Below are 26884 nucleotides of genomic sequence, written 5' to 3' on the forward strand. Positions count from 1 at the left end.
TCGTCGTCCGGCCCGTGGCCGGGCTACTTCTTGACGCGAACGGTCTTGGTGGAGCGGGTCTCGAGAGTCATCTCGTCCGCATCCGCGACCTTCGCCTTCAAACGCACAGTACCCGTCGCCGCGTCGACGACGTCCACCACCTTCGAAAGGAGTTTCGCGGTGTCCTCGTTGCCGGAGGCGGCCGCCAACTGCACCGCGCGCCCCAGCTTCGCCGTCGCCCCGTCGTGGTCGCCGGACTTGCGGGCGTCCAGCCCCTGCTGGATGACCTGCGCCAGCTCGGCCTGACCGGTGTAGTGCGCGACCTGGGGGTTGATCGACGTGGACATCGCCATGTCGTCCGTCCACACGGCCCGCACCAGGCCCTGGCCGAGCGTCGTCGGGGCGCCGCCCAGCGGGTCGGGGACGATCAGGGAGACGCGGGCCGCGAGCATCTCCTGGCCGATTCCGGCCTGGGGAACCCGTACGCACACGTGGTAGTCACGGGACTCGTCGCCCCACGATCCGGTCGGGTAGTCGCCGGCCCGCGGGGTCGCCTCCGTACGGCGCGCGGTCAGCTCCTCGACGGTCGGTGCGACCTGCTTCACGAATCCGATCTCCACCCCGACCGGGGTCCACAGGCGGAGCGCGACGTCCGCGACCTCCTTGCCCATGGCGTTCTCCATCATGGTCGTGAAGTCCGCCGTGAGGCCCTGCGGATCGGCGACGATGTCGGCCGTGCCGAGCAGCGCGGAGGCGATGCCGGTGACCTCCTTGACCTCCCAGTCCGTACCGACACCGCGCGCGTCACAGGTGAAGCGGCCCGTGCACGCGTCGAGCGCGGCCCGCAGGTCCTCGGGCGACTCGTGCTCGTTGCGCCCGTCGGTGAGCAGGATGCCGTGCCGGATCGACACCTCGGCGGAGCCGAGCAGCCGGTCCGCGAGGCGCAGCCAGGTGCCGATGGCCGTACCGCCGCCCGCGCTCAGCCGGCGCAGTGCGTCCTTCGCCTGGCCACGGGTCGCGGGCCCGGCGACGGCGAGCCGGCCGTCGCCCGGGTACACCTCCTTCGCCACGTGCGTGCCGGCGACGACGGCGAAGGAGGTGCCGTCGCGCAGGGCGTCGATGGCGGCGGCCGTGGCATCCCGGGCGCCCCGCATCTTCGTCGGCGGGTAGTCCATCGAACCCGAGCAGTCGAGCATGATCACGACGCCCGCGTCCGTGCCGGCGCCGGCGCTCGGCGCCGCACGGCCGCTCGTGCCGCCGCCGGTCGAGGTGACCGTGACGATGGCGTTGACCTCGCGGCCGCCCTCCGGCAGGAACTCGTTCTGGTACACGTCGACCGAGAACTGCGGCACGTTCGACTTGGAGAAGTTCGCCATGGGTTGAGGCTCCTCGACCGGACAAGCGTGAAGGGTGGGAGGGACAGGGGACCGGCGACCGTTCAGGCCGATCCTGCCCCTTGCGGTGAGAGGGCGAACGGCAGCAGGGCCACTGTTACGTTGTCGTGGCCCCCGCCGTCCAGGGCGTGGCCGACCAGCACCTGGGCGCCGTGCAGCGGGCGTCCCGCGGCGTCCGCGGGGACGACCCGGGCCATCTCGTCGGCGGCCTCCGCGTAGTTCCAGAGCCCGTCGGTGCAGACCACGACCACCCCGGGCCGGTCGGGCTTGAACGCGGCGGTGTGCGGCTCCAGTTCGTACGCGTCGGCGCCGAGCCAGCCCGTGATGGCGTGGGCGCGTGCGTCGGCGTACGCCTCCGCCTCGTTCATCAGGCCCGTGGCGACCATCTGGGCCGCCCAGGAGTCGTCCTGGGTGAGCCGGGCGGGCGGGGAGGTGCGGTCGTCCGGCACCCAGTAGGCGCGGCTGTCGCCGACCCAGCCGACGATCAGCAGTCCGTCGGCGACGACCGCGCCGACGATGGTGCAGGCCGGGGCGTTCTGGTGGCGGTGCTGATCGTGCTCCATGCCGCCCTGGCCGGGCTCCTCGGCGAGGGAGTTGACCGCCTCGGAGGCGGCGACGATGGCCTCGTGCATGGCCTGCTGCGGATGGGTGCCGCGGGGCAGGGCGGAGAGCAGCGACTGCCCGGCCGCCCGCGCGGCGGCCGCGGAGGCCTCGTCGGGGCGGGTCGCGGAGGAGACGCCGTCGCAGACGATCGCCAGGGAGGCGGGGGAGCCGTCGGGCAGCGCGGTGGCCGAGACCGCGAACGCGTCCTCGTTGCGGTGGTGGCGCAGCCCGCGGTCGCTGACGGCGGCGACGGTGGAGAGCTCCTGCTCCATGTGGTCGCGTTCGCGCGGCTGGGCGTGCCCGCAGTTCTCGCAGTACCCGTCGGGGTCCACGGCTCCGGCACGGCAGGCGACGCACAGCTTGGTCCCGGCGGCCGGGGTGGCGAGCTGCGCGGCCGCGCGCGGGTCGGGCGCGGCGAGCGTGAAGTCGCCCTGGGGGCCGGCGGAGACGGCCGGCTCCGGGGCTGCGGCCAGGGGCGGGCCGTCCGTGCGGACCGCCGGCGTCGGCAGGTCGCGGCCGCCCGAGTCCGTGCCCGGGAGGTCGCCCGGGTGCTGCGTGGCCGTCGAGAGCGCGCCCGGCTCGCGGGGCGGGGGCTCGGGCCAGTTCACCGGAGTACCGATCGCGACCGTGGGACGGTCCGGCTCCGGGGCCGCGGCCGGGACGGCCGCGAGGTCGTGACCGCACGCCCCGCAGAACCGGTCACCCGACTCCAGCGGCTCCGCGCAGCCGGGGCAGGCGGAGATTTCGTGCTGGGGCTTCTGGGACATACTCACACCCACGTCCGGGGGCGGAAACGGTTGGCCCGCTCCACCAGTTCGATCCTCTCCTCGCCCCGCTGAGCGAGCCGGGCGAGCACCCGGTACGAGCGTTCGAGGCCGAAGCGCAGCCCGCGCTCGTCCAGTTCGCTGCCGAGCAGCCGCGCTCCGCCCGGAGCCGTGCCGGGACTCCCGGAGAGTACCCAGTCGAGCGCCGAGCCGAGGACCTCCGTCGACAGCGTCTCCCGGCGCACCGCGTCCAGACCGAAGTCCTGGAGCGCGGAGACCTGGGCCGCGGCCGCCGTGAGGTCCGCGCCGAGCGGCTCGTGCGCCGCCCGCCGCCGCAGCCGCGCCCGTACGGCCGCGACCCGGGCCGCCGTGTAGTGGATGGACGCCTCCGGCACCGACTCCAGGGTCCGTACGGCTCCGGTACGGTCGCCCGCCGCGAGGCGCACCCGGGCGAGCCCGAACGCGGCGCTCACGAAGCCGGGGTCGGTCGCCCACACCAGGCGGTAGTACTCGGCCGCGTTGTCCAGCTGGCCGAGCACCTCCGCGCAGATTCCCAGGGCCAGCTTGGGCGCGGGCTCACCGGGGAAAGCGTCGTAGACCGCGTCGAAGGAGAGCGCCGCGTGCTCGTGGTCGCCGGTCACCAGGGAGGTCACGCCGCGGTACCAGACGACCCGCCAGTCGTCCGGGTGCTCCTCCTCCAGCGTGGCGAGCGCGCGCCCGGCGGAGCCGAGGTCGGCCATCTCCAGGAGGGCCCGCAGCTCGCGCAGCCGCAGCTCCAGGGAGGGCGCGGGCGCGGTGCCGAGGGCGCTGATCAGCTCGGCCGGGGCGGAGGCCATCAGACCGGCGAGGAAACCGGCGTTGGGGTCCCCGGGGTCCACCCGTGGCACGGGCAGCGCGAGCGAGGCCGTCCGTCCGTCGAGCGGTGCGAGGAACGCCCCGCTCGGCGTCTGCGCGGGAAGCGCCGGCGGCGTCTGCTCGGGAAGCGCCTGCGGCGCGACGGGCCGCGCCGCCGTCCGGCCACGGCCCCGTGCCTGCTGCCGCGCGCCCAGGAGGGAGACGTCCTCCGTCAGCTCCGCGAACAACTCGGTGTCCGTGACCCGGAGTTCCGTGCCGAACAGGGTCGAAAGGGCCGGGCGCGGACGGCCCGACTGGAGGGCGACGACCTCGCGCAGGACGCCCGTCAGCTGCTCCGCCATCTCCTGCGCGGAGGCGAAACGGCGGGCGGGGTCGGGGTCCGTCGCGCGGACAAGGAGACGGTAGAACGACTCGTACGTCCGGAAGACCTCGATGTGCTCCGGGTCGGGCAGCGAGTCGACGAAGACGTTCGTGTACCCCTGGAAGTCGAAGGTCAGCACGGCGAGCGTGCGCGCCACGGTGTAGAGATCGCTGGCCACCGACGGGCCGACCTCGGCCACTTCCGGCGCCTGGTAGCCCACCGTGCCGTAGATCGCGGACTCGTCGTCGTCCATCCGCCGGACCGCGCCCATGTCGATCAGCTTGAGCTGGTCCTCGCTCTGGATCGCGTTGTCGACCTTGAAGTCGCAGTACAGCAGGTTCCGGCTGTGCAGGTGGCCGAGCGCCTCCAGGGCCTCGATCCCGTACGCGCAGGCCTGCTCGACCGGCAGCGGATCGCGCCGGCCGTCCGGCGTGCGGCGGTCGTTGGCGATCTCCTTGAGCGCCTTGCCGCCGACGTACTCCATGACGATGTAGCCGTCCAGGGAGCCCGTGCGCGCGTCGAGGTGCTCGACGAAGTTGTAGATCCGGACGATGTTGGAGTGCTCGATCTCGGCGAGGAAGCGGCGCTCGGAGATCGCCGCCGCCATCGCGTCCTGGTCGCCGGTGTCCAGCAGGCCCTTGAGGACCACCCAGCGGTCGGAGACCGCCCGGTCGACGGCGAGGTAGATCCAGCCGAGGCCGCCGTGCGCGAGGCAGCCCGCGACCTCGTACTGCCCGTGCACGACGTCCCCGCCGCGCAGCTTCGGTACGAAGGAGTACGGATGACCGCACTTGGTGCAGAAACCCTCCGTACGGCCCGGCCGGTCGCCGCGCGCACGGCCCACCGGGGCGCCGCAGTCCGAGCGGGAGCAGAATCGCTTCCGCTCGGGAACCTCGGGGTTCTCCATCACCGCGGCGCGCGGGTCGGGGCGCGGCACCTCGGGGATCGCCACCAGGCCGGCGCCCAGCCGGTTCCGCCCGGACTGCGCGGTCGACGAGCCGGAGCTGCGCACCGACACCGAACGGCCGCTGCTCCCGCCCGACAGGGAACGCGACAGGCGCCCGGAGACCGAACGCCGGGACGTGGACGAGCGGGAGGAGCGCGTGGAGCTGCGGGAGGAGGAGCGCGAGCTCGACCGGGACGGGGCCGACCCCTTGCCGGGCACCGCCATCCCGGTCGGGTTGGCCTGGAGCATGCCGCCCGCGGCGACGACCGGAGCGAGCCCGCAGGTGTCGCAGTACAGCTCGCCGCCGCCCATGTCCTCGTACGATCCCTCGCACGAGGGACGCTGACAGGTGCTCACCACTGACTCCCCCTGGCATCTCTGGGTCCGGACAGAACCTCGGCCGCGGCCTGCTGGTAGCGCAGGACCGCCTGCTCGGCGACGCGCAGGTCGCAGGGCGCGCTCCACAGCATCCGGCGCGCCGCGTCGTACCGCTCGATCAGCAGCGGATCCTCCGCCGCGCCGAGCCGGGCCACCTTCGCCTTGTACGCGTCGAGCCGGCCGCGCAGCTCGGCGCGGACCGCGAGCGGCGCGGTGACGGCGGTCAGGGACGCGCGGGCGCGCTGCAGTTCGTCCTCGGCCTCCTGCTCCAGCGATTCCAGGAGCGGCGAGAGCCGGTGCCACTGGGCGTGCCGGCGGTACTCGGCGGCCGTCGAGAGACGTTCCTGGAGCACCGTCGGAGGGCCGCTGACCGCCGGCACCTCGGAGGCGGCGATCTTGGCGAGGACCTCGCCGCGCGCCACCCGTGCCTCGGCGAGCGTCCGGTCGGCGCGCGAGAGGACGTCCCGCAGCCGCAGCAGCCGGTCCTCGGAGTCCTGCCGGACCGCGAGGACCGCCTCGATCTCCCGCCGGATGTCCTCCAGCGCGCGGGCCGCCCGGTCGTACCGCTCGGTGTCGGGGCGCCCGCCACCCGGCGCCGAACTCCCCGCGGCGGGCCGCCAGAAGGCCAGCGGGTCGGTGACGACCTGGGAGCGCAGCGCGCTCAGCTCGGCCGTGATCGCCTCCAGCTCGTCCCCGGCCGGATGCTCGCCCGGCCGCACCCCGACGGAGTGCGCGAGCGAGCGGGTCCGCCCCAGCTCGGCGGCAAGGAGGTCTATCCGCGCGGGCAGCGCGGACCAGACGGCGTCGGCGGTCACGACCATGTCGAGCGAGGAGGCGTACAGCTCGTTCATCCGGGCGACCAGCCGCTCCAGCGTGAACCGCTCGGAGAGCCGGGCGGGGCCGGTGAGCGACGCGGCCGCGGGCTGCTGCGCGCCGCCGGCGACGAGCACGCTCTCGCCGCGCAGCCGCTCGGTCAGCTCCACCAGGTCGTCGCGGCTGGCCCAGCGCCGGCGTGCCCGCAGCTCACGGGCGTCGTGCAGGGCGTCCGTGTAGGCGTCGAAGTACGTCCAGAGCAGGGTGATCGTCCGCTCGGTGGAGTGCCAGCGGTCCCGGGTGGTCCCGGTCAGCTCGGCGCCTTCGAGCAGCCTGCGGCCCGCGTGGTCCTGGAGCGCCAGCAGCGAGTCCTCGATCGCCTTGTGCTCCGCGCCGAGCCGCGCCAGCGCACGGTCCACCTCGTCCCGGTCCATCACCGGCCCGGGGGTGCCCGCGACGCCCATCGATCACCTCTCGCTCTACTTGTACATGGGTGCGGGCGGCCCGGATATCCCGGGCAGGTCCGCCTTCAGCCACTTGTCGTACGCCGCCGTCCAGGCGCCCTGGCGGTACTGCACGAGGACGTGGTTGACCCGGCGGACCAGGTCGTCGTTGCCGAGTTTGGCGGCGACTCCGTAGTACTCGGTGGTGAAAGGACTGCCCTTGAGCTCGACGGCCGGGTCCTGGGCGGCCTGCCCCGCCGCCAGCGCGTTGTCGGTGACGACGGCGTCGACCTCGCCCATCTGGAGCCGGGCCAGGCAGTCCAGCTGGTTCGGGACGGTGAAGCGGTCCCGGTCTTTCCCGGTGCCGTCCCCCTCGTCCTTGAACGTGGCGCCGAAGGACTTGTCCACCAGGGCCTCGTAGGCCGTGGAGCCCTCCGCCGTGCAGACCCGCTTGCCGCCGAGCGAGGAGTCGTACCCGGTGATGTCGGTGGAGTCCTTGGGCGCGAGGACCTGCTGACCGGCCTGGAAGTAGGCCGTCGAGAAGGCGACCTGCTCGATCCGCTTGCAGTTGATCGTCATCGTGCGGACGACGAGGTCGACCTTCCCGCTGTCCAGGGCCGCGATCCGCTGGTTGGTGGGGATCGTGCGGAAGATGATCGCGTCCTCGCTGCCCAGCAGGTCCTTGGCGATCGCCCTGGCCAGCGCGATGTCGAACCCTTCCAGCTCCCTGGTCTCGGGGTTGAAGTACCCCCAGTTGAAGCTGTTCTGGTCGACGCCGACGACGAGCTTGCCGCGTGCCTTGATCGCCTCCACGGCCGGGCCGTCGGCGGTGGACGGGGTGAGCGAGGCCTCGGGGTTCCGGCAGGTGTCCGCCTTGACCTGCACACCGGCACCGACCCCCGGGCCGCTCACCACGGGGGAGACGGGGGCTCCGTTCGCGCTGTGGGTCAGCGGCAGCAGGGTCAGTGACGCGGTCAGCCCGCAGGCCACCGCCATCGCCCCCACACCGCCCCAGCCGCGCAGCCGCCCCAGAGGGCGCCCGCCGAGGAGCCGGGCCGGTCCGCGCTTCCTCGCGCCGTCGACGCCGTTCCGCATCCCGCCCCCTCTCACCGGTACTCCGAAAGCCTGCGGTTGATGCCCGTCACGGCGCCCACCGCGCCGAGGATTCCGAGCGCGGCCGCGCCCAGCGGGAGGGCGGTGAGCGCGCCCAGGCCGCCCTCGGCGGCCCGGGTGAACTCGCCCTGCTCGTGGTCCAGGGCCTGCTTCAGGGCCGCGTCGACCCGGTCGAAGGACTGCCCCGTGGAGGCGCCGGGTCCGACTACGCTGGTCCGCGCGCCCTCGTAGTTGCCGGCGTCGTCCTTGGCCCGGGCGTCCTTGTGGCGCTCGCGCCAGTCGGCCGTACCCTCCGCGGCGGCGCTCAGCGGGTCACGGCCGGCGTCGTCGTCGGCCAGCTCACGCGCCTCGGCGAGTGCGGTGGTCAGCGACTCCATGCTGGTCGTGTAGTCCGTCTCGTACTTGTCGTTCTTGCCGTCGTCGGTGAGGACCGCGCCCCGGGCGACCAGCGTCAGGTTCTCGTTGGCCCGCGCCTTGAGGGAGCTGATCCGGGCGGCGTTGAGGACCTGGAGCGAGCTCTGCCCGTGCTCACGGGCGTCGTCGAGCCCGGCGCGGGCGACGGTGTGCGCGGCGGCGAGCCAGAGGAGCACGATCACGGAGGCGGCGGTCGCGGCGAGCAGCCCCTGGTTGAAGACCCGGTTCGTCCGCGCGTAGCTGCGGCGCTGGGCCCGGACCAGGACGGCGAGGGCCGCGACCCCGAGCGCGAGGGAGAGGAACGGCCAGTCCCGGGCGTCCTCGTCGTCCCGCTGCAGCCGCTCGGTCTCCGCCTCGTACAGCCGCTCGGCCGCGGGCAGCAGCTGCGTGGTCATCAGCTGGTTCGCGTACCGCAGATAGGCGCCGCCGAGCGGCAGGCCCTGCCGGTTGGCGGCCCGCGCCCGCTCGATCAGGCCGGTGTAGCGCGGGAGTTGTTCGTTGAGCGTGGTGATCTCACGGGCGGACTGCGACGAGCCGCCGGTGCTCGCCGCCGCCTTGACCAGGAGCCGCGACGCGGTGGTGATGTCGTCCGTGTACCGCTTCTGGAGGTCGGCGGGGTCCCGCTCCTTGGACAGGAAGGCGCTGGCGGCCGCCGTGTCGGCGTCGGCGAGGGAGCGGTAGATGTCCGCCGCGTCGGCGCTCAGCGGCTGGCTGCGGGTCACCACGTCGTCGGCGGAGCCGGCCCGGTCGGAGACCTCGTAGGCGGTCACGGCGCCGAACGCGACGACGAGCAGGGCCAGTACGGCACCGAGGATCTGGAGGCGGCCCGGCTCGGTCGTGGCCGCGCGGCGCAGCCGCGCACGGACCTCGTCCCACGGCGTGCGCCCGGCGGGCGGGCCTGCCGATGGCGGGGCGACGGGGGACGGGGACACGGGCGCACCGGACGGCGGCGACGCCTGCGCGGGCACACCCGGAAGCGGGTGCGCGGGCACGCTGCCCGGCGCCGAGGCGGCGGGCGCATTCGGCGGGTGTGTCAACGTGGCCTCCCCCTCGGTCCGACGTTCCCGGCCAGCAGTATGGCCTCAGGGGCCCCACCCGCACACCAGGATTGACTGGATCTTGTCTTATCGTGCCCCATGTCGCGCCGGCCCCGTAGGCGAACCCCCTGCTATGAATACGGCTTTTCGCCCTCATCGGTTCCACGGACGGACCGACACGAACGGGTGAACGAGAGACGGGGCGCCCCCCCGTGGGGGAGACGCCCTGTCATCCGGCCGCGGAGCCTCGGGCGCACGCGACCTGAGGCGTACGCGACCTGAGGCGTACGCGACGTCCCTCAGGCGTAGTGGAGCCGCAGCCGTGCCGCGGCCTCCGGCGCCGCCGCCGTCTCGTCGAGGGCGAGGAGGGCCGCACCCAGCACCGGTGGCGCGGCGACCACACCCACCACCGCCTTCGGCGCCTTCACCGCGAGGAGTTCGGCGATCAGACCGTCCAGCTCGGGATGGCGCGCGGCCAGCACGCTGCCGCCCAGCACCACCGGAGCCTCCTCGTCGAGCAGGCCGAGCCGGCCGAGCGCGACCGCCGACAGCGCGACGACCTCCTCGGCCAGCCGCCGCACCAGCGAGCGGGCGACCGCGTCACCCCCGGCGCTCGTACGGAACAGCACCGGCGTCAGCTCGTGCCGCCGCTCGTACGCGACGCTTCCCCGGTGCAGCGCCTCGATCAGCGCGTACATGGTCGGCAGCCCGAAGTGCTCGGGCAACGTCCGGGCCAGCGCCGTCGGTTCACCCCGCCCGTCCTCCGCGCGGGCGGCGAACCACAGCGCCTCCTCGGCGAGTCCACTGCCGCCGCCCCAGTCGCCGGAGATCTTCCCGAGGGCGGGGAAGCGGGCGGTCCGGCCGTCGGGGAGCATCCCGACGCAGTTGATCCCCGCCCCGCACACCACCGCGACCCCCCGCGGCTCGTCGAGCCCGGCGCGCAGGACGGCGAAGGTGTCGTTGTACACCCGTACGGACGGGCTCCAGCCCCGCGCGTCGAGACCCGCCTTCAACTCCGCCTCCTCCACCGGGAGATCGGCGTTGGCCAGGCACGCGGAGACGTGCGCGAAGTCCAGGGGGCGGCCCGTCGGGGCGGCAGCCCGCCCCACGGTCTCGGCCAGGACGTCCAGGGCCGCCTCGACACCGGCCACGGGCGGCTGGAACCCGCCGCCGCGCGCCGAGCCGAGCACGGTCCCGTCCGCCCCCACGATCGCCACGTCGGTCTTGCTGTTGCCCGCGTCGATCGCCAGGAGCGCGCCGTCGAGGTTCACGCCCACGCGAGGTGCTCCCGGTTGTGGGCGATCAGCCGGTCGGTGAGGCCCTCGGCGTACTCGTACTGCCCGACCAGCGGGTGGGCGAGCAGCGCCTTGAACACCCGGTCCCGGCCCCCGCGCAGCGCCGCCTCCAGCGCCAGGTCCTCGTAGGCGGACACGTGGGAGATCAGCCCGGCGTACAGCGGGTCGAGCGGGGCCACCGGCAGCGGCGTCGCACCGTTCGCCCCAACCGCCGCCTGCACCTCGACGACGGCGTCGTCGGCGAGGAACGGCAGCGTGCCGTTGTTGTACGTGTTCACCACCTGGTAGGGCGAGCCTCCGCCGCCCAGCAGGGACGCGGCGAGATCGACGGCGGCCTCCGAGTAGAAGGCCCCGCCGCGCTTGGCGAGCAGCGCCGGCTTCTCGTCGAGTGCCGGGTCGCCGTACATCTCCAGGAGCTCCTTCTCCATCGCGGCGACCTCGGCGGCCCGCGAGGGCTTGGTGCCCATCTCCCGTACGACCTCGTCGTGCGCGTAGAAGTAGCGCAGGTAGTACGAGGGGACGACTCCGAAGCGGTCCATGACCAGGCGGGGCAGACGGAGATCGTCGGCGATCGTGTCACCGTGTTCGGCGAGCAGCCGCGGCAGCACGTTCTCGCCCTCCGGGCCGCCGAGCCGAACGGCGGTCTCCCAGGTCAGGTGGTTGAGCCCGACGTGGTCGAGGTGGACGTCGGCCGGGGTCACGTCGAGCAGCCGGGCGAACTTCCGCTGGAAGCCGATGGCCACGTTGCACAGCCCGACGGCCTTGTGGCCGGCCTGGAGCAGCGCGCGCGTGACGATGCCGACGGGGTTGGTGAAGTCGATGATCCAGGCGTCCGGGTTGGTGCGCCGGACCCGCTCGGCGATGTCCAGGACGACCGGCACCGTCCGCAGCGCCTTGGCGAGACCGCCGGCGCCGGTGGTCTCCTGGCCGACGCAGCCGCACTCCAGGGGCCAGGTCTCGTCCTGGTTCCTGGCGGCCTGGCCGCCGACCCGCAGCTGGAGCAGCACGGCGTCCGCGCCCTCCACCCCGGTGTCGACGTCGGAGGTGGTGACGATCTTCCCTTCGTGGCCCTGCCTGGCGAAGATCCGCCGGGCCAGCCCGCCGACCAGCTCCAGCCGGTCGGCTGCCGGGTCGACGAGGACGAGTTCCGTGACGGGCAGGGTGTCGCGCAACCGCGCGAATCCGTCGATCAGTTCGGGGGTGTACGTGGAGCCGCCCCCCACGACAGCGAGCTTCATTTCGGCTAGCCCTTCACTCCGGTCAGTGCGACTCCCTCGACGAACGCCTTCTGGGCGAAGAAGAAGACGAGGATCACAGGGGCCATGACCAGGACGGTCGCGGCCATGGTCAGATTCCAGTCGGTGTGGTGTGCGCCCTTGAAGGACTCCAGGCCGTAACTCAGGGTGTACGCCGCCGGGTTGTCGGAGGTGTAGATCTGCGGTCCGAAGTAGTCGTTCCAGCAGTAGAAGAACTGGAACAGCGCCACGGCGGCGATGCCGGGCTTCGCCATCGGGAGCACGACCTTGAGGAGGGTGCGCAGCTCGCCGCACCCGTCGATCCTCGCCGCCTCGATGTACTCGTTCGGGATCGTCAGCAGGAACTGGCGCAGCAGGAAGATCGCGAAGGCGTCACCGAAGGCCATCGGGACGATCAGCGGCCAGAGCGTGCCCGAGAGATCCATCTGCTTGGCCCAGAACAGGTACATCGGAATGATGATCACCTGCGGCGGCAGCATCATCATCGAGATGACGAGCAGCAGCGACAGATGCCGGCCCCGGAAGCGGAACTTGGCGAGCGCGTACGCCACCGGGATCGAGGACACCACCACGAGCGCGGTACCGAGCCCCGCGTACAGCAGGGAGTTCTTCCACCAGTCCAGGAAGCCCGGGGTCTCGAAGACCCGGACGTAGTTGTCCCAGTGCCAGGAGTTCGGCGTGAGGTCGCGGGTGAGCGCCTGCTGGTCGCTCATCAGGGACGTCAGCAGGATGAAGACGAACGGCAGCACGAAGAACAGGGCCGCGGCGATTCCCAGGGAGTGCACGGCGATCCAGTGCAGGAGCGCCCTGCGGCGGGCCGATCTCGCGGCGGCCCCGGCGGGGGGCTCGGTGTCCACGGGACGGCCGAGCGTGGAGACGGAGGAGGACATGGTCAGTCACCCGAGCCGATCAGGCCGCCCCGCCGGCGCATCAGCAGCGCGGTGAAGGCCATGGAGAGGGCGAACAGGACGAGGGCCACGACGCAGGCCGCGCCGTAGTCGAAGCGGCCGAAGCCGAGGTTGTAGACGAGCTGCGGCAGGGTCAGCGTGGAGTCGTCCGGATAGCCCGGTTCGAAGGTCTGGCCCGAGCCGCCCATCACCCCGGAGGCGACCTTCGCCGCCACGATGGGCTGGGTGTAGTACTGCATCGCGCCGATGATCCCGGTGACGACCGCGAAGAGGACGATCGGCGAGATGTTCGGCAGGGTGACGTAGCGGAACCGCTGCCAGGCCGAGGCCCCGTCCAGCTCCGCCGCCTCGTACTGCTCCTTCGGTACGTCGAGCAGCGCGGCCATGAAGATGACCATGAGGTCCCCGACGCCCCAGACGGCGAGGACGGTCAGCGCCGGTTTGGCCCAGGCCGCGTCGTTGAACCAGGAGGGCGCGGGGATGCCGACGGCCTCCAGGAACGAGTTGACCGGCCCCGTGCCCGGGTTGAGGAGGAAGACGAAGGCCAGCGTCGCGGCCACCGGCGGCGCGAGGTACGGCAGGTAGAACAGGGTCCGGAAGAACCCGGCGCCGGTCTTGATCTTCGTGATGAGCAGGCCGATGCCGAGGCCGAAGACCACCCGGCAGGCGACCATGACGACCGCGAGCCAGAGGGTGTTCTGCATCGCCGGCCAGAACTTCGGCAGGTCGGAGAAGACGTACGTCCAGTTGTCCAGGCCCCGCCAGGTCGGCGGGTTGAGCCCGTCGTACTTCATCAGCGAGAAGTAGACGGTCGAGACGAGCGGGTACGCGAAGAAGACGCTGAAGCCGATCAGCCAGGGCGACATGAACGCCGCGGTGCGAAGCGCGCTCCGCACGCGCTTCGACCGCAGCGCCGCCCGGCGCCCTTCGAGGGTGTCGGTGGACATGAGGTACCGGTCCCGGGTCTTACTTCGCCTGGGCGATGTCGCGGTCGATCTGCGCGGCCGTTTCCTCGAGGCCCTTCCTCAGGTCCTTGACCTGGCCCTTCTCGTACTTCTGGGCGAAGTCCTGGAAGGTGTCCTGGTACGTGGAACCGTTCACGGCGCCGTCGGAGGTCGAGGACTCCGGGTGCTGGGCGATCTGCAGGAAGACCTTGAAATTGTCGTCGGCCTTCAGGTTCGGCGACTTCAGGGCGTCCAGGGTGGAGGGGACGTTGCCGATGCCGTTGGCGAAGTTCACCACGGCCTCGGTGTCCATCGTCATGTACTTGATCAGTTCCCAGGCCGCGTTCTGCTTCTTGCTCTGCGGCGCGATGCCGATGATCGTGCCGGAGAGGTAGCCCTTGCCGTACTCGGCGACCTCGTCGTCGGCGACCGGCAGCGGCGCGACGCCGACCTCGAAGCCGACCTTCGCCTCCTTGATGAAGTTCAGCCGCCACTCGCCGTCGAGCTGCATGGCGACCTGACCGGTGTGGAAGGGGTGCTTCGCACCCCACTCGTCACCGAAGGTGGTGCGGTACCTGTCGAGCTTCGCGAACCCGCCCAGGCCGTCGACCAGCGACTTCTGGTACGTCAGCATCCGGGCGAAGCCCGGGTCCTTGGCGAGGTTGGACTTGCCGCTGCCGTCGAAGTACGTGTGGTCCCACTGCGACATGTAGTGGGAGGGGACGGTCTCGTAGCCGAGGTAGTTCGGCATGAAGCCGAGCTGCTCGTAGCTGTCGCCCTTCTCCTTGGTCAGCTTCTTGGCGACCTCGGTGAACTCCGACCAGGTCTTCGGCGGGGCGGTGATGCCGGCCGCCCTGAAGGCGTCCTTGTTGTAGTAGAGCCCGTACGCGTCGGAGAGCAGCGGCAGCGAGCAGCGCCTGCCCTCGAACCGGGTGTAGTCCTGGAGCACCTTCGAGAAGGTCTTGTCCAGGTCCACCTTGTCCTTCTCCAGGAAGGGCTCGAGGTCCGCGAAGGCGCCCGTGTGACAGAACTTGCCGACGTTGGAGGTGGTGAAGGACGCGGCCACGTCCGGGCCGTTCGAACCGCCCGCGCGCAGTGCCTGGCTCAGCTTGTCGTCGTTGATGTTGCCGACGATCTTCACCTTGATGTTCGGGTGGGCCTTCTCGAAGCGGTCGACGTTCTCCTGGATCGCCTTCACCTCCGAGGGCGCCGACCAGCCGTGCCAGAAGGTGATCGTGGTCTCGGCGTTCGGGTCGTCGCCCGCCTTGTTCTCGGTGGAGCCGGTGCAGGCCGAGGCGAGAAGGGCGATCGAGGCGGTGGCGGCGAGCGCGGCGGCGGCTCTGCGGGCGCGTACGGGCATGACGGAACTCCCTGTGGCGGAGGGGTAGGTGTTCGGCGCTCCGGGCTCGGTCGCCCGGGTTCCGTGGGCTAGCGGGACGTGTCGAAGACCTCGTCGCGGGTGGTGGCCAGCGCGCTCTCCAGGGCTCCGCGCAGGACGGGGTGCCGCTCGACGCCGCCGAGGACGAGCCGCGGCCGGGAGGCGGCGAGTTCGGCCAGCTCGGCCTGGACGCGCTCGCGCAGGGGTTCGCCGCCGCTGACGATCGCCTCGCCGGACAGGACGACGACCTCGGGGTCCAGTACGGCGACGAGCGAGGCGAGACCGGTGGCGAGGCGCTCGGCGTACTGGTCGAGGAGCGCCGCGTACCGCGGGTCGTCGCCGTGGTGCGCGGCGGCATGGGCGAGCAGCCGGGACGCGGCGGGTACGTGCGGACGGTCGGGGGTCTCGATGCCCTCGGCCCGTGCGATCCGGGGCACGGCCTGGGCGCCGGCCAGCTCCTGGAAGCCGCCGGAGTTGGCCTTGGTCACCTGCCGTACGAGCGGGGTGCCCGGCACCGGCAGGAAGCCGACCTCGCCGGCGCCGCCGGTGAAACCGCGGTGGAGCCGGCCGCCGAGGACGAGCGCGGCGCCGAGGCCCTCCTCGTTCCAGAGCAGCACGAAGTCCTCGTGGCCCCGGGCGGCGCCGAGGCGCTGCTCGGCGACGGCCACCAGGTTGACGTCGTTCTCGTACTCGAACGGCATCGGCAGCGCGGCCGCCAGCTCCTCCAGGAGCGTGGGGGAGTGCCAGCCGGGCAGGTGGGAGGCGTACCGCAGGCGCCCGGTGGCCGGGTCGAAGGCGCCGGGGGTGCCGATGACGAGCCGGTGCACCTCGGCCCGGGTGATCCCGGCGTCCTTGGCGGCGCCGTCGAGGGCGGTGGTGACCTGCCGTACGACGTCGTCGGCCGCGCGGCCCTGGGTGGGGAGCTCGAAGGCGCCCACGACCTCGCCGCTGATGTCGGCGACGGCGGCGCGGATCAGCCGCGGGGTCACGTCGAGTCCGGCGGCGAAGGCGGCCCGGGCGTTGACCGCGTACAGCTGCGCGCTGGGGCCCGGGCGGCCCGCCGTGGTCCCGGTGGCGACGACGAGCCCTGCGGCTTCGAGGCGGGCGAGCAGCTGCGAGGCGGTGGGCTTGGACAGGCCGGTGAGCTTGCCGATCCGGGTGCGGGAGAGGGCTCCGTGCTCCAGGAGGAGATCCAGGGCCGCGCGGTCGTTCATGGCCCGCAGCACGCGTGGGGTGCCGGGGGTGCCGGGGGTCGTACCGGCCATGTCGGATACACCCGCCCTCTCACTGTTAGGAAAGTTTCCTATTGGGTGGGAGGACCGTAGGACGGGGGTCGCGGGGGCGTCAATACCCCCGCACGCGCGACGCCCCCGAAGGCAACCAAAGCGTTACCTGCGGGGGCGTCGTTCATGCACGGTGCGTGTGCGTGTCGTGTCACACGGCGTGACGGGAGTTCCTACTTGGCGAGGTCCGTCTTGGGCAGCGGGCTCGCGGCCATCCCCTGTGGGGAGGTGGACGAGGCGAAGGCCGAGGGGGCCGCCATCCCGGCCGTGGGGTCCGCGGCGGACTCCTCCGCCTGGACCGGGACACCGCCGACGATCCGGATGCCGGCCGCGTCCAGCGCCCGCTTGATCCGCCACCGCATCTCGCGCTCGACACCCAGGGCCTTGCCCGGCATCGTCTTCGCCGAGACCCGGACGGTCATGGAGTCGAGGAGCACCTCGGTCAGACCGAGGATCTCCACCGGCCCCCACAGCCGCTCGTTCCAGGGCTCGTCCTTCGCCATGGACGCCGTGGCCTCGTCGATCGCCGACTTCACCCGGTCCAGGTCCTCCGTCGGACGGACCGTCACGTCGACCGCCGAGGTCGCCCAGCCCTGGCTGAGGTTGCCGATCCGCTTGATCTCGCCGTTGCGGACGTACCAGATCTCGCCGTCGACGCCGCGCAGCTTCGTCACGCGCAGACCGACCTCTATGACCTCGCCGGAGGCCACGCCTGCGTCTACCGAGTCACCGACGCCGTACTGGTCCTCCAGGATCATGAAGACGCCGGAGAGGAAGTCCGTGACCAGGTTCCGGGCGCCGAAGCCGATCGCCACACCGGCGACACCGGCGGAGGCGAGCAGCGGCGCCAGATCGATCTGGAAGGCGCCGAGGATCATCAGCCCCGCCGTGCCCAGGATCACGAACGAGGCGACGGACCGCAGCACCGAGCCGATCGCCTCCGAGCGCTGCCGCCGCCGCTCAGCGTTGACGAGCAGTCCGCCGAGCGCGGTGCCCTCCACGGCCTGGGCGGAGCGGTTCATCCGCTCTATCAGCTTCGTCAGGGCGCGGCGGATCGCCATCCGCAGCAGCAGGGCGACGACCAGGATGAGGAGGATCCGCAGACCGGTGTTCAGCCAGGTGGACCAGTTCTCCTCCACCCAGCCCGCGGCGTTCGTCGCCTTCTCCGCGGCCTCGTCGAGAGTGACGGGGACCTGCTGCGGATCGTCGGCGGCCGACAGGACCGACAGGGCGGACCAGGACACGTAGAACCTCCAGGCGTGGCGTACGCAGAACATCCACACTAACGGGGCATCGGGTGTGCTCCTGTTGCCCTGTTCGAGGGAGAGACCGACCTCACGCGGGGATGTACCGGGAGACGATGCCGATGTGGTCGAGAACACTTCGAGCCCGTTACCGGTACGTGGTGGCGCTCCGACCAGGCATGAGGAGAGACTGAGAGCAGTTCGTCCCGGCGCGAGCCACGCGCCGCCGGCGTATTAGGAGGCATCCGTGCCGCATGTCCTGGTCCTCAACGCGTCGTACGAGCCCCTCGGCGTCGTACCGCTCCGCCGCGCGCTCGTCCTCGTCCTCGAGAACAAGGCACTCTGCCTCGAGGAGTCCGGCGCCTTCCTGCACAGCGAGACCCGCGTCATCCCCGCACCCAGTGTGGTCCGGCTGAAGCGGTTCGTGCGGGTCCCCTACCGGGGGCCCGTTCCTCTGACCCGCAGAGCCCTCTTCGCCCGTGACGGCGGGCGTTGCATGTACTGCGGTGGCGTCGCAACCAGCGTCGACCACGTCATTCCGCGCAGCCGCGGGGGTACGCACGCCTGGGAGAACGTCGTGGCGGCCTGCCGCCGCTGCAACCACGTCAAGGCCGACCGGCACCTGCGCGAGCTGGGCTGGCGGCTGCGCCATCAACCCGCCCCGCCGAGCGGTCTGGCCTGGCGGATCATCGGGACCGGACACCGGGACCCGCGCTGGCTGCCCTACCTGCAGCCGTACGGCGCGGACGACGTGATGGCCCGGATCGACGCCGTCTCCACCACCCCCACGGGGGCCGTGAAGACGGGTTGAGCCGGGCCTTCGTCGTACTCAGGGGGCGCGCCGCCGGGCGCGCCCCCTACCCGTCGGCGGGCGACCCGCCGGCGGGTGACCCGTCCGCGGACCGCTCCGGCTGCCGGGGCTGCTCGGGCCGCCCCGTCTCCTCGGGCTCCCCGGGCGTGACGGGCTCCTCCGGCGGAGCCACCGCGTAGGTCTCCACCGACCAGAGGGAGTAGCCGTACTGCGTCGCCCGCCGGTCGCCCTGCACGCGCAGGAAGCGGGTGTCCGCCGCGTCCATGCGGACGCTCTCGCGGCCGCCCCGGCCCTCGGCGACCGTCGCCGCCGTGCGCCAGTTGCGGCCGTCGGCGGAGACCTGGATGCGGTAGCGGGACGCGTACGCGTCCTGCCAGTGGAGGACCACCTGGCCTATCCGGGCCGGGCTCGCCAGCTCCATCTGCCACCAGGCGCCGTCCTCCGCCGGGGAGGACCAGCGGGTGGCCGGGTCGCCGTCCAGGGCGAGGGCGGCGGGGAAGTCGGGGGTCTCGTCGCCGGAGGACGAGGCCGCCGCCGTACGGGCCAGGTCCGGGCCGGCCGTGCGGGGGAACGCGCGGACCGTCAGGATCCGCTCCTCGCCCGCGAAGGACACCGAGACCTGGTACGAGCCCGCGGGCACGTCCGGCGCCACCGAGACCTCCAGTGGGACCGACGCGCGCGTACCGCGCGGCACCCGGGCCTCCTTGGGCAGCCGTACCCCGATCCCCTTCGGCGCCCGCGCCGTCAGGGCCCCGCGCACCTCGTCGGTGCTCCGGCCCACCAGCCGCACGTCCACGCGCCCCGCGGGTCCGCCGATCTCGGCGTCCAGCTCACTGCGGGCCAGCACGAGCTCGGCGGGCGGCTCGTCGGCGAACCACGGCACCAGGGAGCGCACCCGCGGGTCGCCCCGCCCGTCCGCGCCGTTCCAGGCGATCCGTACGGCGTCCGCGCGCAGCCCCTTCACGTCGGTCTGCGTCCAGCCGGTCGGGGAGACCGGGCCCAGCGAACGCCATCCCTCGCCGGGGACGTACGCCTCCACGCGCGCCGACTCGCCCGAGCCGGGCTCCGTCATCACCGTCACCGACTCCAGGGGCCGCGAGCGGTCCAGGCGCACCGTGTACGCGTCCCCCTCCCGGTCCGCCGTGCGGCCCGGGCGGCGCGCACGGTCCGCGCCCGTCCAGGCCGCCGACTCCGTCACCGCGCGGGTGAGGAACGGGTCGAGGACGCCCTTGCCGACGGTGACCTCGCTCCCCTTGAGCGCCTCGCGCAGCGACTCCAGCTGCAACTGGGACTGCCAGGCCGCGGCGCCGTCGCCACGGGCCTGGGCGAGGACCATGTCGACCGCCGTCTCGCCCGCGAGGCCGTAGCGGGACAGCTGCTCCAGCCAGGGGCCGACCTCGTCGTCCAGGGTGCCGTCGGCCGTCGCGGCGAGCCGCCGGGGTGCCTCCCGCATCACGGTGAAGGCCGCCCGCAGTTCGCGCCCCGCCTTCTCCCGCACCGCTCCGTCCTGGGCCGTACGGCTGTTCCAGAAGGCCGTCATCAGCGGCTTGAGGTACGCCGACTCGCCCGCCGGGTCGAGGATCGACGAGGCGCCGTTGCCGGCCAGCGCCCGCAGCGCCTCGCGGGCGGCCGGGTTCGGTCCCGCCAGTTCGTCGACGGCGGCCCGCCAGGACTCCTGCGGCCGGTAACCGCGCGGGTTCCAGGCGTAGTCCGCGGCCGTGAAGAGCGGGATCCGGGAGACGGCGGCCTGCTCCATGGCGTTGGCGAGGAACGCGGCGGAGCCGGCCGCCACGGCCGGCTCGCGGCCCATGGCGGGCCCGAGGAAGAGCCGGTCCTGCGCGTAGTCGTTGACCGGGTAGTTGTCCATCGTGACCAGCGGGTGGCGCAGCGCGTCCCGGGCGCCCGCCAGGTCGCTGCCGGTGATACGGCGCGGGACGGCGCCGACGCCGGTCCAGGCGACCTGCACCCGGTCGTCGAGCGCCGCGGCGAGCGCGGTGCGGTAGGTGGTGGCGCCGTCCTGGTAGTACTCCGTCGGCATCAGCGTGAGCGGCTCCGAGCCCGGGTACCGGGCGGCCAGATGACGGGCCACCTCGCTCGCCACGCGCGCCTGGGCGGTCGCCGCCGCCTCGGGACCGCGCCCGAAGGTGTCCGCGTCCTTCGAGCAGTGCCACTCGCTGTAGCTGACGTCCTGGAACTGGAGCTGGAAGGAGCGCACGCCCAGCGCCCACATCGCGTCGATCTTGCGGGTGAGCGCCTTCACGTCGTCGTCCGAGGCGAGACACATGGACTGGGCGGGCGCCACGGCCCAGGCGAGCGTCACGTGGTTGGCGCGGGCCCGCTCGGCGAGCGCGCGGAACTCCGCGCGCTGCCCGGCGGGGTAGGGGTCGCGCCACTGGGTCTGGCGGTACGGGTCGTCGCCGGGCGCGTAGAGGTACCGGTTCTGCTTGGTGCGGCCCATGAAGTCGATCTGGGCGAGGCGCTGTTCGCCGGTCCAGGGGCGGCCGTAGAAGCCCTCCGTCAGGCCGCGCACGGCGGTGCCGGGCCAGTCGCGGACGACGACACCGGGGATCTGCCGCTCGTCCTCCGCAGCGCCGTCGATCAGCTGACGCAGCGTCTGGACGGCGTGGAACAGGCCGTCCTCGCCGACGCCGTCCAGGGCGACGGTGTCCCGGCCCTGGAACCGGCCCGTCGCGAGCCGGTAGCCGCCGCGCGGCAGATCGGCCCGCTCGGCGACGCGCAGCGCCCGCAGTGCCGCCCGGGAGGCGGCCGGGCCCATGCGGATCACGGTCCCGCCGCCCGGCAGGGACGTGTGGACGGTCCGTACCCCGGCCGCCCGCAGCACCTCGTGGAGCGCGGCGACGGCGTAGGGGTCGGCGTCGGCGTCCGTGAGCAGGGTCACCTCGTCGCCCAGCGGCACGGCGGGACCGGCGGCACGCAGCGACTGCGGGCGGGGCCACACCTCGGGCCCGGCCGGGCTCTGCGGGACGTCAGGGGTGGTGACGGGGGAGACCGGGGCGGCCTGGGCGGCGCCGGTGAGGCCGCTGCCGAGGAGCCCGCCGATCACCGCGGCGGCCACGGCCGTCGCGGTCCGCTTCCTGCGTCGGAGGTGCACGGGGCCCCTCTCTCCTGTCGGTGACGCCGCCTCTGGGTCACGAGTGGGTCACGAGCCCACCACCCGTCCGCCGGGGGTGTCAATGCGCGTGGCCGAAGTGTCGGGTTTGCCCGGGGGCCTTCCGGCGAGGTGGCGGTGGATCGCCAAGTTCCGCCGGTAAAACGGGGTGCGGTGGGTAGGGCTACGTCGTTCCACCTGTCGAGACGAAACCGGGAGACCCCCCGTGACCACGACCGCCCCCCACGCCCCCGAGATAACCGAGCTGAAACAGGGCCCGCTCACCAGCGAGCCGCCCTTCGCCCACGCAGTCCCCCTCACGAGCGAGCCGCCTCTCACCTCGGCGGCCCCCCTGACCAGCGAGCCGCCGCTGACCTCGGCGGCCCCTCTCACCAGTGAGCCGCCTCTGACGACGACGGCGCCGCTCACCAGCGAACCCACCGCCCCCGGCCTCACGGGCGGCACGGAGTCCCCCGGAGTGTGACCGCGGGGCCGGCCGCCACCGCCGTCCCAGACCTCTGGAGTGTGAAGTGACCCTGGCCCGCCTCGCCGCCCTCCATGGCGTCGCCACCGCGTACGAGCCCTCCGCGGGCGTCACCGTCCAGGTGCCCGACGCCACCGTCGTGACCGTGCTCGCCGCCCTCGACGTGGACGCCGGCACACCGGAGGCGGTCGCCGTCGCCCTCGAAGCGGCGCTGCGGGCCGAGCGGGAACGGCTGCTCCCGGCCACGCTCGTGCTCTGGCGGGACACCCCCGTCCGGCCGCCCCAGGACCTCCCGCCCGGCACCCGGCTGCGGGTCACGACCGAGTCGGGCGAGGTCGTCGAGGGGGACTACTGGGAGGACCTGCCGCTCGGCGTCCACCAGGTCGAGGCCAGGGACCCCGAGGGGCGCGGCGGCACCAGCACGCTGATCGTCGCCCCCGCGCGCGTGCCCCGGCACGAGGGGCGCGTGTACGGGCTGCTCGCCCAGCTGTACTCGGTGCTCTCCGCCCACTCCTGGGGCATGGGCGACCTCGGCGACCTGCGCGAACTGGCCACCTGGGCGGGCCGGTCGCACGGCGCCGGCTTCGTGCAGGTCAACCCGGTGCACTCGGCCGTGCCGGGCGCGCCCACCGACCCCTCTCCGTACCGCCCCTCCTCCCGCCGCTTCCCCGACCCGGTCCATCTGCGGATCGAGGACATCCCCGAGTTCGGCCTCGTCGGCCCGCGCCACCGCGACGCGCTCGACGCGATCCTCGGGGACGCCGCCGAGCTGCGCGAACGCGTCCTGCGCAAGGGCGCGTTGATCGACCGGGACGCGGTGTGGGAGGTCAAGAGGCGCGCCCTGGAGCTCGTACGGACCGTGGAGCTCGGCCCGGGCAGACGCGCCGAGTACCACGACTTCCTCGCCGAGCGGGGCCGCGCCCTGGAGGACCACGCCACCTACTGCGCGCTCGCCGAGCGCCACGGACACCACTGGCGGTCCTGGCCCGAGGAGCTGCGCGACCCCCGCACCGCCGCCGCGGCCGTCCGCGCCGACGACGAGCTCACCGACCGGGTCGACTTCCACTGCCGGCTGGCCTGGCTGACGGACCGCCAGCTGGCGGCCGCGAGCGAGGCCGCGCGGGAGGCGGGGATGCCGGTCGGGATCGTCCACGACCTCGCGGTCGGCGTCCATCCCGACGGCTCCGACGCCTGGGCGACCCAGGACGCCTTCGCCGCCGGGATGTCGGTCGGCGCCCCGCCCGACGCCTTCAACTCCCGCGGCCAGGACTGGGGTCTGCCGCCCTGGCGCCCGGACGCCCTCGCCGCCTCCGGCTACGCCCCGTACCGCGGTCTGCTGAGGGAGCTGCTGCGCCACGCGGGCGCGCTCCGCATCGACCATGTGATGGGCCTGTTCCGGCTCTGGTGGGTCCCGGAGGGCCGCGAGCCCACCGAGGGCACGTACGTCCGGCACGACTCCGAGGCGATGCTCGCGGTCCTCGCCCTGGAGGCGCACCGGGCCGGCGCGGTCGTCATCGGGGAGGACCTCGGCACGGTCGAGCCGGGGGTGCGCGAACAGCTCGCCCGGCGCGGGGTGCTCGGCACGTCCGTGCTCTGGTTCGAACGGGACTGGTCGGGCACGGGCCGGCCGCTGGCCCCGGAGGAGTGGCGCGCCGACTGCGTGGCGACCGCCACCACGCACGACCTCCCCTCCACCGCCGCGCGCCTCTCCGGCGACCACGTCGCCCTGCGCCACCGGCTCGGGCTGCTCACCGGCGACCTGGGGCGCGAGCGTGCCCGGGACACGGCCGAGGTCGGCGAGTGGCTGACGTACCTGGAGCGGCTCGGGCTGCTTCCGGAGGGCCCGGGCGACGAGGAGGCCGAGGTACGGGCCGTCCACCGGTTCCTGCTGCGGACGCCGGCCACGATGGTCGGGGTGTGGCTGCCGGACGCGGTGGGGGACCGGCGGCCCCAGAACCTGCCCGGGACCTGGGACCAGTACCCGAACTGGCGGCTTCCGGTGGCGGGCCCGGAGGGCCAGCCGCTCACCCTGGAGGAGCTGGCCGCCTCGCCCCGGCTGCACCGGCTGCTCGCGGTCTTCGGGCCGGCGGGGGACGTCCGTACGGCACCCCCGGGCGCGCGGCCCGTTTAGGTGTTCGCTACGTTTGCACCGTGGACAAGAAGAACGCCCTGCGCGCCGGTGCTGTCGCGGCCGGTACGACGCTGATGATGCTGCTCATGTCGTCCCCCGCGCTCGCGCTCACCCGCGACGACGGTGACGACCCGGCCCCCAAGCTGAGTGTCGCCGAGACCCTCGGTCTCTTCGTGGCCGCGCCGATCGTGCTGTTCCTGGTGATCGCCGGTCTGGTGATGGTGCTCGACAAGTCCGACCGCCCCAAGAAGGCCTAGGTCCCCGCAGCTTCCGAGGGCGCCGCGCCGGTACACGCGTACCGGCGCGGCGCCCTCGTGTGCGTTCACACGGCCGGCCTGCGCGCGGCCGTGTCCACAGGGCCGGCCCTCACGCGACCGTGGTCGCGAGGAGCCGGCGCAGCAGGCCCGCCAGCTGCTCCGCCTCCTCGGGCGTGAGCGCGGCCTCCAGGGCCTCCCGCTGCTGCGCGAGCCCGGCGCCCACGGCCTGGTCCACCAGCTCGCGCCCGTGCTCGCTGAGCGTCACCCGCAGCCCGCGCCGGTCGTTCGGGTCGGGGCTGCGGCTGAGCAGCCCCGCCTTCTCCAGCTTGTCCAGACGGCCCGTCATCCCGCCCGTGGTGATCATCAGCGTGGCGGTGAGCTCGCGCGGCGAGAGGGTGTAGGGCTCACCCGAGCGGCGCAGCGTCGCCAGGACGTCGAACTCGCCGAGTGACATGCCTCCGTAGGGGGAGTACGCCTTGTCGACCCGGCCGCGCATCCCGGCGGCCAGCCGGTAGATCCGCCCGAAGACGGCCATGGGGAGCGTGTCCAGGTCGGGGCGGACCGCCGCCCACTGGTCGGCGATCGCGTCGACGGCGTCGTGCGCGGGGGGTTCGGTGCTGTCCATGGCGGCAGTCTCCTCACCGATCGACTCGACGGCAAGTAAGTGACTGAGAAGCAAGACGCTTACCGAAAAGCCTCTTGCGAACAAGTAGCTTACGAGTAAGCTACTTAGTGCCAAGCCACTCGGACCCACTCCGGAACCAAGGGGGGACCTGTCATGTCCCGCAAGGCCGCCGTCGTCGCCCTGACCGCGCTCGCCCCGATCTCCTGGGGCTCCACCTACTTCGTCACCACCGAGTTCCTGCCGCCCGACCGGCCGCTCTTCACCGGTCTGATGCGCGCGCTGCCCGCCGGACTGCTGCTGCTCGCCCTCACCCGCAAGCTGCCGCGGGGCGCCTGGTGGTGGAAGGCCGCGGTCCTGGGAGCCCTCAACATCGGCGCCTTCTTCCCTCTGCTCTTCCTTGCCGCGTACCGGCTCCCCGGCGGCGTCGCGGCCGTCGTCGGCTCCGTCGGCCCGCTCTTCGTGGTCGGCCTGGCCGCGCTGCTCCTCGGTGACCGGCCCACCGCGCGCTCCCTGCTCACCGCCGTCGCCGCCGCCTTCGGGGTCAGCCTCGTCGTCCTGAAGGCGGGCGCCGCGCTCGATCTGGCCGGGGTGATCGCCGGGCTGCTGTCGGCGCTGTCGATGTCGGCCGGTGTCGTCCTCACCAAGCGCTGGGGGAGGCCCGAAGGGGTGGGCGCGCTGGCGCTCACGGGCTGGCAGCTCACCGCCGGCGGCCTGATCATCCTGCCCGTCGCCGCCCTGGTGGAAGGTGCGCCGCCCGCTCTGGACTCCAGCAGCCTGCTCGGCTACGCCTACCTCGCCTTCGGGAACACCGCGATCTCCTACTTCCTCTGGTTCCGCGGCATCGAGCGGCTGAGCGCCTCCTCGGTGACCCTCCTCGGTCCGCTGTCCCCGATCACCGCGGCCGTCGTCGGCTGGGTGGCGCTCGGACAGGCCCTCGGCCCCGTCCAGCTCGTGGGCATGGCGATCGCCTTCGGTGCCACCCTGGTCGGCCAGCTCGGCCCCCGTACCCCCCAATCGTTCAGTTCGACTGAACGGAATGGTCAGAAACTTTCGATGGACCTGGAGGTTTCTCCGGTGCGACGGTAGACCTCACCGACCGAGAGGATCACCGTGGCACTCCTGGCCCGCGTCCGCCCCACCCGGCCCACCGCCGCCCCGCGCGTCCTCGCGCGGGGCGCGGGCGTGGGGCTGCTCCTCGCGCTCCTCGCCACGGTCGTCTGGTCCGGCAGCTTCGTGGCGACCCGGGACATGGCCGACTCCGTCCCGCCCGTCCAGGCCGTCTTCTGGCGCTGGGTCATCGCCCTCCTCGCCGTCGCCCCGCTCGCGGCCCGACAGGCGTGGCGGCAACGGCACCTGATCCGCAGCCACTTCGGCTACATCGCGCTCGCCTCGCTCTTCGGAGTCGCCCTCTACAACACCCTCGTGCACCAGGCCGGACTCACCACCTCCGCCTCCAACATGGGCATGATCATGGCCGCGTCCCCGGTGATCATGGCGCTCTTCTCCCGGCTCGGAGGCGAACGCCTCGGCGCCCGCCGCACCGTCGGGATGCTCGTCGCGGCGCTCGGAGTCCTGCTCCTCGTCGGCAGGGGCTCGCTCGCCGCCGACCTCACCGCGGGCGACCTGTGGATGTTCGGCGCCGCCCTGTCCTTCGCCGCGTACAGCGCCCTGCTCAGGCGCAAGCCCGCCGGGATCGGCGCCCTGGCCTTCCTCTTCACGACCTTCGTACTGGGCGCCCTGATGCTGCTCCCGGCCTACGGCGTCAGCCTCGCCGTCCAGGGCGGCTTCGAGCCCGGGCCCGGCACGGTCGGCCCCCTGCTCTACGTCGGCGTCTTCTCCTCCGCCGTCGCCTTCTTCGCCTGGAACAAGGCGATCACCCTGATCGGCGCGGCCCGCGCCGGAGTCGTCTACTACCTCCAGCCGGTCTGCGTGGCCCTGCTCTCGTACGCCCTCCTCGGCGAGGAACTCGGCCTCCTGGGAGCCGCCTGCATGGCCCTGATCCTGGGTGGAGTGGCCCTGGGCAGTGCGCGCCCCCGCGGGTGAGCGGTCCGGCCGTGGC

At 73.1% G+C, this 26884-nt stretch carries 21 protein-coding genes; 6 read left to right on the forward strand and 15 right to left on the reverse strand.

Annotated features, from left to right (window positions below; translation table 11 throughout):
- Positions 1–23: 23 nt before the first annotated feature.
- The 13 genes from ACFVGW_RS12345 to ACFVGW_RS12405 form a co-directional block, all read right to left on the reverse strand.
- A complete protein-coding gene (locus ACFVGW_RS12345; protein WP_385851914.1) occupies positions 24–1355 on the reverse strand; it encodes a VWA domain-containing protein in 1332 nt (443 codons plus the stop codon).
- A gap of 62 nt (positions 1356–1417) precedes the next feature.
- A complete protein-coding gene (locus tag ACFVGW_RS12350; protein WP_385851915.1) occupies positions 1418–2743 on the reverse strand; it encodes a PP2C family serine/threonine-protein phosphatase in 1326 nt (441 codons plus the stop codon).
- A gap of 2 nt (positions 2744–2745) precedes the next feature.
- Positions 2746–5214, reverse strand: coding sequence for a tetratricopeptide repeat protein (locus ACFVGW_RS12355; protein ID WP_385851999.1), 2469 nt, complete (start codon positions 5212–5214; stop codon positions 2746–2748).
- Positions 5215–5255: 41 nt separating this feature from the next.
- Entirely contained in the window at positions 5256–6557 is a 1302-nt protein-coding gene (locus ACFVGW_RS12360; protein ID WP_352191141.1) for a hypothetical protein, read from the reverse strand.
- A gap of 15 nt (positions 6558–6572) precedes the next feature.
- Positions 6573–7646 (reverse strand): glutamate ABC transporter substrate-binding protein, encoded by a 1074-nt coding sequence (locus ACFVGW_RS12365; protein ID WP_385851916.1) that lies wholly within the window; start codon positions 7644–7646, stop codon positions 6573–6575.
- Entirely contained in the window at positions 7643–9055 is a 1413-nt protein-coding gene (locus tag ACFVGW_RS12370) for a hypothetical protein (protein WP_385852000.1), read from the reverse strand. Before ACFVGW_RS12370 ends, ACFVGW_RS12365 begins: the two co-directional genes overlap by 4 nt.
- A 344-nt stretch (positions 9056–9399) precedes the next feature.
- Positions 9400–10377: an N-acetylglucosamine kinase gene (locus ACFVGW_RS12375; RefSeq protein ID WP_385851917.1), complete on the reverse strand. Its 978-nt coding sequence runs from the start codon at positions 10375–10377 to the stop codon at positions 9400–9402.
- The gene (locus ACFVGW_RS12380) at positions 10368–11633 is read right to left on the reverse strand and encodes a 6-phospho-beta-glucosidase (protein ID WP_385851918.1); all 1266 of its coding nucleotides are present in this window, start codon (positions 11631–11633) and stop codon (positions 10368–10370) included. Before ACFVGW_RS12380 ends, ACFVGW_RS12375 begins: the two co-directional genes overlap by 10 nt.
- 5 nt (positions 11634–11638) lie before the next feature.
- Complete coding sequence (locus ACFVGW_RS12385; RefSeq protein WP_385851919.1) at positions 11639–12541, reverse strand: carbohydrate ABC transporter permease; 903 nt, start codon at positions 12539–12541, stop codon at positions 11639–11641.
- 2 nt (positions 12542–12543) lie between these two features.
- Entirely contained in the window at positions 12544–13506 is a 963-nt protein-coding gene (locus tag ACFVGW_RS12390) for a carbohydrate ABC transporter permease (RefSeq protein WP_385851920.1), read from the reverse strand.
- A 19-nt stretch (positions 13507–13525) separates the two neighbouring features.
- A complete protein-coding gene (locus ACFVGW_RS12395; RefSeq protein WP_385851921.1) occupies positions 13526–14863 on the reverse strand; it encodes an ABC transporter substrate-binding protein in 1338 nt (445 codons plus the stop codon).
- Positions 14864–14931: 68 nt separating this feature from the next.
- Complete coding sequence (locus tag ACFVGW_RS12400; RefSeq protein ID WP_383293913.1) at positions 14932–16146, reverse strand: ROK family protein; 1215 nt, start codon at positions 16144–16146, stop codon at positions 14932–14934.
- A gap of 191 nt (positions 16147–16337) precedes the next feature.
- A complete protein-coding gene (locus tag ACFVGW_RS12405; RefSeq protein ID WP_385851922.1) occupies positions 16338–17441 on the reverse strand; it encodes a mechanosensitive ion channel family protein in 1104 nt (367 codons plus the stop codon).
- A gap of 214 nt (positions 17442–17655) precedes the next feature.
- Between ACFVGW_RS12405 and ACFVGW_RS12410 the strand changes: the two genes are divergently transcribed.
- Positions 17656–18219: an HNH endonuclease gene (locus ACFVGW_RS12410; RefSeq protein WP_385851923.1), complete on the forward strand. Its 564-nt coding sequence runs from the start codon at positions 17656–17658 to the stop codon at positions 18217–18219.
- Between the two features lie 46 nt (positions 18220–18265).
- On the opposite strand, the gene ACFVGW_RS12415 is transcribed toward ACFVGW_RS12410, so the two are convergent.
- Complete coding sequence (locus ACFVGW_RS12415) at positions 18266–21331, reverse strand: beta-N-acetylglucosaminidase domain-containing protein (protein ID WP_385851924.1); 3066 nt, start codon at positions 21329–21331, stop codon at positions 18266–18268.
- A 223-nt stretch (positions 21332–21554) separates the two neighbouring features.
- Here ACFVGW_RS12415 and ACFVGW_RS12420 point away from each other — a divergent pair, with 223 nt between their 5' ends.
- From ACFVGW_RS12420 to ACFVGW_RS12430, 3 genes are read left to right on the forward strand one after another with little or no spacing between them, the layout of a single operon-like run.
- A complete protein-coding gene (locus tag ACFVGW_RS12420; RefSeq protein ID WP_385851925.1) occupies positions 21555–21812 on the forward strand; it encodes a hypothetical protein in 258 nt (85 codons plus the stop codon).
- 46 nt (positions 21813–21858) lie between these two features.
- Positions 21859–23943, forward strand: coding sequence for a 4-alpha-glucanotransferase (malQ, locus tag ACFVGW_RS12425; protein ID WP_385851926.1), 2085 nt, complete (start codon positions 21859–21861; stop codon positions 23941–23943).
- A gap of 20 nt (positions 23944–23963) precedes the next feature.
- Positions 23964–24200 carry a hypothetical protein gene (locus tag ACFVGW_RS12430; protein ID WP_383229215.1) on the forward strand — a complete coding sequence of 79 codons (237 nt, stop codon included), beginning with the start codon at positions 23964–23966 and terminating at the stop codon, positions 24198–24200.
- Positions 24201–24309: 109 nt separating this feature from the next.
- On the opposite strand, the gene ACFVGW_RS12435 is transcribed toward ACFVGW_RS12430, so the two are convergent.
- On the reverse strand, positions 24310–24825 hold the full coding sequence (locus tag ACFVGW_RS12435; RefSeq protein WP_352192385.1) for a MarR family transcriptional regulator: 516 nt from the start codon (positions 24823–24825) through the stop codon (positions 24310–24312).
- Positions 24826–24978: 153 nt separating this feature from the next.
- On the opposite strand from ACFVGW_RS12435, the gene ACFVGW_RS12440 reads away from it, so the two are divergent.
- Positions 24979–25911, forward strand: coding sequence for an EamA family transporter (locus ACFVGW_RS12440; protein WP_385851927.1), 933 nt, complete (start codon positions 24979–24981; stop codon positions 25909–25911).
- A 24-nt stretch (positions 25912–25935) separates the two neighbouring features.
- Positions 25936–26868 carry a DMT family transporter gene (locus ACFVGW_RS12445; RefSeq protein WP_385851928.1) on the forward strand — a complete coding sequence of 311 codons (933 nt, stop codon included), beginning with the start codon at positions 25936–25938 and terminating at the stop codon, positions 26866–26868.
- The last annotated feature ends 16 nt before the right edge of the window (positions 26869–26884 follow it).

The organism is Streptomyces sp. NPDC127129 (assembly GCF_042671585.1).
Lineage (GTDB): Bacteria > Actinomycetota > Actinomycetes > Streptomycetales > Streptomycetaceae > Streptomyces.

Bases quoted from the DNA above. Each gene is read 5' to 3' on its own strand.
- ACFVGW_RS12345 (WP_385851914.1), bottom strand. From the start codon at position 1,355: ATGGCGAACTTCTCCAAGTCGAACGTGCCGCAGTTCTCGGTCGACGTG.
- ACFVGW_RS12350 (WP_385851915.1), bottom strand. From the start codon at position 2,743: ATGTCCCAGAAGCCCCAGCACGAAATCTCCGCCTGCCCCGGCTGCGCG.
- ACFVGW_RS12355 (WP_385851999.1), bottom strand. From the start codon at position 5,214: ATGGGCGGCGGCGAGCTGTACTGCGACACCTGCGGGCTCGCTCCGGTC.
- ACFVGW_RS12360 (WP_352191141.1), bottom strand. From the start codon at position 6,557: ATGGGCGTCGCGGGCACCCCCGGGCCGGTGATGGACCGGGACGAGGTG.
- ACFVGW_RS12380 (WP_385851918.1), bottom strand. From the start codon at position 11,633: ATGAAGCTCGCTGTCGTGGGGGGCGGCTCCACGTACACCCCCGAACTG.
- ACFVGW_RS12385 (WP_385851919.1), bottom strand. From the start codon at position 12,541: ATGTCCTCCTCCGTCTCCACGCTCGGCCGTCCCGTGGACACCGAGCCC.
- ACFVGW_RS12390 (WP_385851920.1), bottom strand. From the start codon at position 13,506: ATGTCCACCGACACCCTCGAAGGGCGCCGGGCGGCGCTGCGGTCGAAG.
- ACFVGW_RS12395 (WP_385851921.1), bottom strand. From the start codon at position 14,863: ATGCCCGTACGCGCCCGCAGAGCCGCCGCCGCGCTCGCCGCCACCGCC.
- ACFVGW_RS12400 (WP_383293913.1), bottom strand. From the start codon at position 16,146: ATGGCCGGTACGACCCCCGGCACCCCCGGCACCCCACGCGTGCTGCGG.
- ACFVGW_RS12405 (WP_385851922.1), bottom strand. From the start codon at position 17,441: ATGTTCTGCGTACGCCACGCCTGGAGGTTCTACGTGTCCTGGTCCGCC.
- ACFVGW_RS12435 (WP_352192385.1), bottom strand. From the start codon at position 24,825: ATGGACAGCACCGAACCCCCCGCGCACGACGCCGTCGACGCGATCGCC.
- ACFVGW_RS12440 (WP_385851927.1), top strand. From the start codon at position 24,979: ATGTCCCGCAAGGCCGCCGTCGTCGCCCTGACCGCGCTCGCCCCGATC.